This is a genomic window from Paenibacillus sp. 01L418, from assembly GCF_056400045.1.
In genome coordinates this window covers 1-7705 of the sequence record NZ_JBFTSN010000315.1, presented here as the reverse complement: position 1 = coordinate 7705, position 7705 = coordinate 1, and the positions used below count along the sequence as shown (strand labels likewise).

The window sequence follows — 7705 nt, the reverse complement described above, 5'->3', positions numbered from 1 at the left end:
CAATCGATTCATCGAGCAGGTCAAAGCAGGCGATGCGCCGGAGAAGATCGAGGCGTCAGGAGCGGATGCGCTTGCCGCACAGGAAGTTATTGAAGCCGCAATTCGTTCGCATCAATCCGGTGGGATGCCCATTGACATACCTGCAATCGGATAAGCGACCGAACTTGGCGAGAGGAGAGGACAACATGGATAAACAACATGGCTCGGTTATATGGTTCATGGGCTTGTCGGGAGCAGGCAAGACGACAACGGCCAGGCATATTGCAGCAGAGCTGCTGCGGGAAGGGCGGCACGTGGAGCTGCTTGATGGCGATGAGCTTAGAGAAACGATTTGTAAAGGACTTGGATTCGCACGGGAGGATCGATTGGAAAATATAAAACGAATCGTCTACGTCGCTAAGCTTCTCTCTCGCAATAGCGTAGATGTGCTCGTCTCTGCCATCACACCTTATGAGGAAATGCGGGACTATGCCCGTTCGCAGCTGCCCGGATTTGTGGAAGTTTATGTGCAGTGCCCGCTCGGGGAGTGCGAGCGCCGTGATGTGAAAGGCTTGTATGCTAAAGCGAGAAACGGGGAATTGCACCATTTTACAGGCGTTTCCGATCCATTCGAGGTACCGCACTCGCCCGACATCATAATCGACACGGCTTCTGCTTCATTGCAGAATAACGGCGAAGCCGTAATGGGCTGGCTGCATGCCAATATGAGGTTCAAGCATGCGGCGCAGCGAGCATAACCCAAGAGGTGAATAAGGACCGGAATACCGGACTACCCGAAGGAGACATACAATGAAGATCATACTGATATCGCTGGATACGCTTCGTGCATCAAGGCTGAGCGGGTACGGCTATTCGAAGCCGACAAGCCCATATTTGGACCAGATTGCCGAGCAAGGTGTGCTGTTCGAGCGAGCTTATGCCGCAGACATTCCAACCGAAGTGGCGCATACCGGCATTTTTACAGGCAAAGTAGGGCTCACGACAGGGATTGTCTCCCATGGCTCAGAGCTGRCGCATCTGCCCAAATCGACACCGTGGCTGCCAAACCTGCTGCGCGGCGCGGGCTTCACGACATCGGCGGTGGACAATTTGTACCAGCTTAAGGAATGGTTTGCCCGCGGCTATCGCTACTATACGAACAGCGTTGGCGGCAATCGCTGGATCGACGGCCGAACGGTCAACGATCTAGCTATGCCATGGCTGGCGGAGCATAAGGATGAATCGTTCTTTTTGTTTCTTCATTACTGGGATGCTCATACGCCTTATTTGCCGCCGGAATCCTATATTCCAGACTTTTATGAAGCGGGGCGTGATCCGTATGATCCGAACAACCGAAGCATGGAACCGGCTTACAATCATTCCGCCTATCCTTTCTTTAAGCACCACCATTACGATCTCGTTGGCCCAGTGACCGACAGCGCTTACTACGACGCGCTATATGATGCAGAAATCCGCTATCTTGACGATCGTTTGAAGGAACTCGACGCTCATCTGGAGAAGTTAGGTATCAAAGAGGATACGCTGCTCATTCTATTCGGAGATCATGGCGAAAGTCTGACGGAGCACGACATCTACTGGGATCACTGCGGCTTATACGAGCCGACTGTCCATGTGCCGATTATTATGCGATGGCCGGGTCGTATCCCAGAGGGGCGCAGGGTGCAAGGTCTCGTGCAGCAGGTTGACCTCATGCCGACAATACTGGAAGCGATACGCAGCGAGAAGCCAGAAGGTATCGAGCATATGAAAGTTGCAGACCCACCAGGCATGGACGGCCGAAGCTTATGGCCTTCTATTCTCAACTTGGCTGACGGAACGCACGATGCTGTCTACCTTAGTGAATGCGCGTGGCAAGCGGCACGCGGCATACGGACGGAGCGCTACAAGTTTATTCGCACGTACGACGCGGGGCCTTTTACTAGACCGCCTAGAGAGCTGTATGATCTGGATGCCGATCCAGAAGAGACGGTAAATCTTGCGGAGCGGGAGCCAGAGCTCGCCGATCAGCTGGAACGGCAGCTGGATAGTTGGGTGGAGGCGAAGCTGGGGGGACGCGAAGATCCGAAGGATCGGCAGCTTCGCGAGGCGGGACTTCCGTTCCGCAGACGCATTGAGCAGATTTTGGCGGAGTCAGGGATGACGTGGGACGAATGGTTTCAGGATCCGCGCCGTGAACGATTTGATCAAGCGACAGACGGGCTGCATGAACAGACCATCGGATCTTGATCCGATTACGAACCGAGGGGATGAAGGATGGGGCATATACTGGGAAGCAATAGTTACATGAAGGATGAATTCCCGTTCTGGATCAATCGGATGGTGCAAGCGTCTGTCTCTGAACACGGTCACGAGTTCATTGAGCTCGTCTTTGTGGTGCATGGACAGGGCGTTCATATCTTCCAAGGCAACCACTACAATATTCATGCGGGTGATGTGTTTATTATCAATCCCGGCGAGACGCATGCTTATTCCGTAGAGAGTGGCGGGAGTATGGAAATCATCAACTGTTTGTTTATGCCGTCCTTTATTCCCGATGCGCTGCTTCAGGAGCTGGAAATAACGGCATCGATGGACTACTTTTACGTGCATCCCTTCCTGAAGCAGGATGTCCGTTTCAACCATTATTTGAATCTGAACGGGCAAGAGGCGTCGTCCGTGCTGGCGCTGCTGGAGAATATGATCCGTGAGCTCAACAGCCGCGGCCCCGGCCACACGACGTTGATTCGCCTGCAGATGGTGGAGCTGCTCGTTCTGCTGTCTCGCTATTACGCCTATATGCAAAGCCATCGTATTCATAAATCCCCGCGGCAATCGGAACGAGTGATGATGGCTAGACGGATTTCCGGTTATCTCGAACGCCATTTTGACAAAAAAATTACGCTTCAAGCGTTGTCCGGCCTGTTTAATGTCAGCACAAGGCAGCTGAATCGGTTGGTGCGCGAGGAGTTTGGGAAAAGCGTATTCGACCTGCTGCACGAAATTCGTATTGAACGGGCGAAGCGGATGCTGCTGGAGTCCGACCAGAAGGTCATCTACATCGCGACCATGGTCGGCTACGACGATCCATCGTTTTTTAGCCGACTGTTCGTTCGTTATGCCGGCTGCTCGCCGCGCGAATATCGGACCGGTACAAAGGGTGTGCGAGAAGGAAAGGAGCTGAGCGCGCATGCCACACTCGATGAAAGAGTGGAGGCCTAACGTACTGCTGATTACGGCAGACCAATTACGAGAGGATTGCGTGGGCTTCAGCGGTAAATATCCCGTTCGCACACCACACATTGACCGTCTGTCTGAACAAGGAGTCTCCTTCTCCCACGCTTATTCCGTACTGCCGGTATGTGCACCGGCAAGGCAGTCGCTCCTGCGCGGCAGGAGGCCGGAAACATTTGGCGCTTTATGGAATTACAGCGGGGCGCTGCCTGTGGCTGCACTGCCGCCGGAGGACTATACATGGACGAGAGCACTTGCGGAGAGCGGTTATGCAACCGCATATTTGGGCAAATGGGGAGTCAATCCGGTGCACGGACCTGCGGCTTATGGTTTCGATTCATATGTCAGCGAAGCTGAATATCATGACTTTATCTCGCAAAAGCATCCGGACGTCCGATACGAGAATGGCTTCTTCGGCGAACAGAGTCCGCTCCCGCTAGAGGACGCAGAGACGCATTGGTTCGCCGCGCGTGCAAGTGAGACGCTGGAGCGGCTGCAAGGCGATGGTCGACCATGGCATATGGCGCTGCACTTCAGCGATCCCCACTTGCCTTGCCGACCTTCGCTTCCTTTTGCAGAGATGTATGATGCTGCGGACATCCCGGAGTGGGYAGGCTTCCGCGATACCTTTGCCGGAAAGCCGTACATTCAGCGCCAGCAGCTGGAGAGCTGGGGCGTTGCCGATTATGATTGGCAGGACTGGGCGCCGATCGTTGCCCGTTATTACGCCATCATTAGTCAGCTCGACGATGCAATTGGACGAGTGTTGGGGACGCTGGATCGGTTAGGTATGGCGGATAACACCATTGTGATCTTTACTGCAGATCACGGTGACATGTGCGGTTCCCACGGTATGATGGATAAGCACTACATCATGTACGACGATGTTGTTCGGGTGCCGCTGATCATTCGGATGCCGGGCGTCGTCGGGGACGTAGAAGTGGGCGGACGATGTGACCGATTTGTTTATAATTTTCTAGATTTGCCGCCGACGCTTTTGGAGCTTCTCAATCTGCAAACTTGTGAGCCTGGGGATTTGCAGGGGCGCTCACTTGTGCCACTGCTGGCTGGGGAGGAGCCTGCCGATTGGCGGGATGCCGTTGTATCCACTTATAACGGCCAACAGTTCGGACTTTACACGCAGCGGATGATTCGCACGGCAGAATGGAAGTACGTTTGGAATTTAACAGACGTAGATGAGCTGTATGACATGGGTAATGATCCTGGAGAACTGGTTAATGTGAGTGGGAAGTCAGAGAACGCAGAGCTGCTTACCGTGCTTAGGAGACGGCTGTATGAGCAGTTGTCCGTGGACGGTGATGCGATCGTCGCCAACGAATGGACGAAACGTCAGCTGTTGCAAGGTACAAAGTTGGGCGGGATATGAAAAGGATTGCTGAATTCTTTTGCACCACGTTTTGGAAACGATATGATTGATACGATGTTATTTAAGTAGCACAGGGCTTGAAATCCTGCTTTAGGAGCGAAGACGCCCGAGACGGTGGGTCTTGCGATGGTATTTCAATTGAATTAGCTTCTGCTAAAGTCAATTGAAATAGCAATCTTCAAACTTAAAATAAGGAATAGAAGAATTTTCTTATGACATAGCTCGCGCATGGCTGACCGTCGAAGGAACGGAAGGTGGCGGGGGCTTTTTGTTATTAAAAATCCAGTGCTTTTTGGAGTCCTTCGACATGTTTTCATTGTGTTGAAAATACATTGGTCCTCCATGAGTCTGAAAAATCAATGATTTCTACGCTTATCCCCTTTTTTTTCTCCACCTCCTCCGCGAAAATCGAAGGCAGAACCGCTGCCACTAAACAAAAAAAGATGATGTTTGAAAAGGCACTGTAGTATTTAAAACAAAGCAAGGAATTGAATTGCATTGACATAAAGATTCAGACAGTCAAATAGTCAAAATCTTACTTGCCCAAAGTCAGTATCGCTCCTTTGAATTGTCCTTGTTTGCTCTATAGTGGAATGATGACTGTTGTATATTTCAGCATTATTAACGTTTTAAGTTCCTTGGATAATAAATTGCTAGATATTTTAGTTACCAGCATAGCGTTCTAAAGGACTAATTTGGAGTGAGAAAATATGGGGATTAACAATGACAGATTGATAGAGAAACGGCCTGCTAATGTTTGGACTGAGGCATTTCCAATCGGCAATGGACGCTTGGGCGGCATGGTATTCGGTGGGATTCAATCCGAGAGAATTCAATTAAATGAAGACTCCATCTGGTATGGAGGACCGATAGGCAATGRTAATCCAGCATCCATTGGAAAGCTGCAGGAAATTAGAAGCTTATTGCTGGAAGGAGAACCGCAGGAAGCAGAAAGATTAGCGTTGCTGCATATGACCAATGCGCCACATTATTTTGGCCCGTATCATCCGCTTGGTGATTTAACCATTAAGATGGAAGGTCATCACAACGCTTCGGATTATCAGCGAGAGTTGAATCTTCATTCTGGAATCAACTTTATTGAGTATAAGTCTGAAACTATGCACTATCGGCGGGAGGTCTTCTCTAGTGCAGCAGACCAAGTATTCATTATCCGTCTGACTGCTTCGCAGCAGGCTGCTCTTACTTTAACTGCCCGTTTGAGTCGAAGGCCATTTGAGGGGGAAGTTGGCAGTGAGGCAGATGGTACTCTGACAATGAAAGGACAATGTGGGCCAGGTGGCGTTCATTACGCAGCTGTATTACGAGCAGTCGTGGATGGGGGCAAGATACAGACGGTTGGGAACTATTTAGATATCCGTCATGCGAGTTCAGTTACTTTAATATTAGCCGCACAGACCTCGTTTAGGTGCATTGATCCGTGCATAGAGGCGCTCAAACAGGTGGAGCAGGCAGCTTCTTTGCCATATGCAGAGCTTAGGAATAGGCATGTTCAAAACCATAGTCGTTTATTCGATAGAGTTTCACTAACATTAGGCTCTGCTGATGAGAATAATCTTGAGCTTGAAAAAAAAACTACCTCTGAGCGGCTGTTGCATTATCAGCAGGGTGATATAGATTTAGGTCTTGAAGCGTTGTTCTATCATTACGGACGTTATTTGCTAATGGCAAGCTCAAGACCCGGCAGCCTGCCGGCTAATCTACAGGGAATATGGAATGAAAGCTTCACACCTCCTTGGGAATCAGACTTCCATCTGAATATCAATTTGCAAATGAATTACTGGATCGCGGAAGCGGGTAATTTGGCTGAATGTCATGAGCCGCTGTTCGATCTCATTGATCGGCTGGTGGTTAACGGACGAGAAACGGCACGCAAATTATACGGTGCAAGAGGTTTTGTAGCACATTCTGTAACCAATCTGTGGGCGGAAACAGGGATATTTTGCGCGTGGGCGCCAGCAATTTTTTGGCCATCAGGAGGTGCGTGGCTTGCCCTTCATTTATGGGAGCATTACAGATACAACAGTAACGTATCGTTTCTACGTGAACGAGCTTATCCAGTGCTGAAGGAGGCCTCGCTATTTTTCCTCGATTATCTGATCGAGGATGATAAAGGCAGGCTTATAACCGCACCATCCCTTTCTCCAGAGAACAGTTATGTATCAGAAAGCGGTGCAATCGGGTCGTTATGCGTTGGTCCTTCGATGGACTCTCAGATTTTGTACGCGTTATTTACAGCCTGTATAGAGTCAGCAAAAATTGTTGATCTTGATCCACTGCTTCAAGTGGAATGGAAGGAAGCTCGGAGCAGACTCCCTAAGCCGGAGATTGGCCAGTACGGTCAGATTATGGAATGGGCTGTCGACTATGAGGAAGCTGAGCCTGGACATCGGCACATTTCACATCTATTTGCTCTACATCCGGGGGAGCAAATTTTGGCTCATCGAATGCCGGAATTAGGAGAAGGCGCACGGCGTACCCTCGAGCGGAGATTGGCGCATGGAGGCGGACATACAGGATGGAGTCAGGCCTGGATTGCGAATTTTTGGGCGAGGTTAGGTGATCGCGACAAATCCCATAACAGCTTGCAAGATTTGTTGCGTAAAGCCGTTCATCCTAATTTATTCGGAGATCATCCGCCATTTCAGATTGACGCTAATTTTGGAGGGGCAGCGGCAATACAAGAAATGCTGCTGCAATCGCACGGAGGCGAGCTGCTTTTTCTGCCCGCACTTCCTCCCGCATGGTCATCCGGCCGTATTACAGGCTTGCGGGCAAGGGGCGGGTTCACGGTTGATATCGAATGGTTGGATGGAAAGCTAAAGGAAGCCAAGATTCGTACTGAGATCGGCGGGAAKCTTGCTATTTATAGCAAGGTACAACTTGAAATTCGTAATCTGGCAAATAAACTTATAATGGCTGAATGGTCGGATTGCACCTATCAATTTCTGATGCCACCCGAAACCATGTATGTTGTTAAGCCGGCAACAGAGTGACACTTATAATTGGTAGACGGAGTCTTGATTCAAGTGAGACTAACATCAAAGAAGAGGTTTCCAAGTCTTAAACGAGGCTTGGACAACCTCTTTT

5 protein-coding genes are annotated in these 7705 nt (G+C 50.2%); all 5 read left to right on the top strand.

Going from position 1 to position 7705, the window contains the following annotated elements; genetic code table 11:
- Window positions 1–185 precede the first annotated feature (185 nt).
- The 5 genes from cysC (at window position 186) to AC1DSE_RS26035 (ending at window position 7611) form a co-directional block, all read left to right on the top strand.
- Window positions 186–737, top strand: a complete 552-nt coding sequence (gene cysC, locus AC1DSE_RS26055; protein ID WP_477509190.1) for an adenylyl-sulfate kinase — start codon at window positions 186–188, stop codon at window positions 735–737.
- 52 nt (window positions 738–789) lie between these two features.
- On the top strand, window positions 790–2226 hold the full coding sequence (locus tag AC1DSE_RS26050) for a sulfatase family protein (RefSeq protein WP_477528413.1): 1437 nt from the start codon (window positions 790–792) through the stop codon (window positions 2224–2226).
- 57 nt (window positions 2227–2283) lie between these two features.
- Window positions 2284–3198, top strand: a complete 915-nt coding sequence (locus tag AC1DSE_RS26045; protein WP_477509188.1) for a helix-turn-helix domain-containing protein — start codon at window positions 2284–2286, stop codon at window positions 3196–3198.
- Window positions 3167–4597, top strand: a complete 1431-nt coding sequence (locus tag AC1DSE_RS26040) for a sulfatase family protein (RefSeq protein ID WP_477528412.1) — start codon at window positions 3167–3169, stop codon at window positions 4595–4597. The genes AC1DSE_RS26045 and AC1DSE_RS26040 overlap by 32 nt, the downstream gene beginning before the upstream one ends.
- A 710-nt stretch (window positions 4598–5307) precedes the next feature.
- On the top strand, window positions 5308–7611 hold the full coding sequence (locus tag AC1DSE_RS26035; RefSeq protein WP_477528410.1) for a glycoside hydrolase family 95 protein: 2304 nt from the start codon (window positions 5308–5310) through the stop codon (window positions 7609–7611).
- Window positions 7612–7705 lie beyond the last annotated feature (94 nt).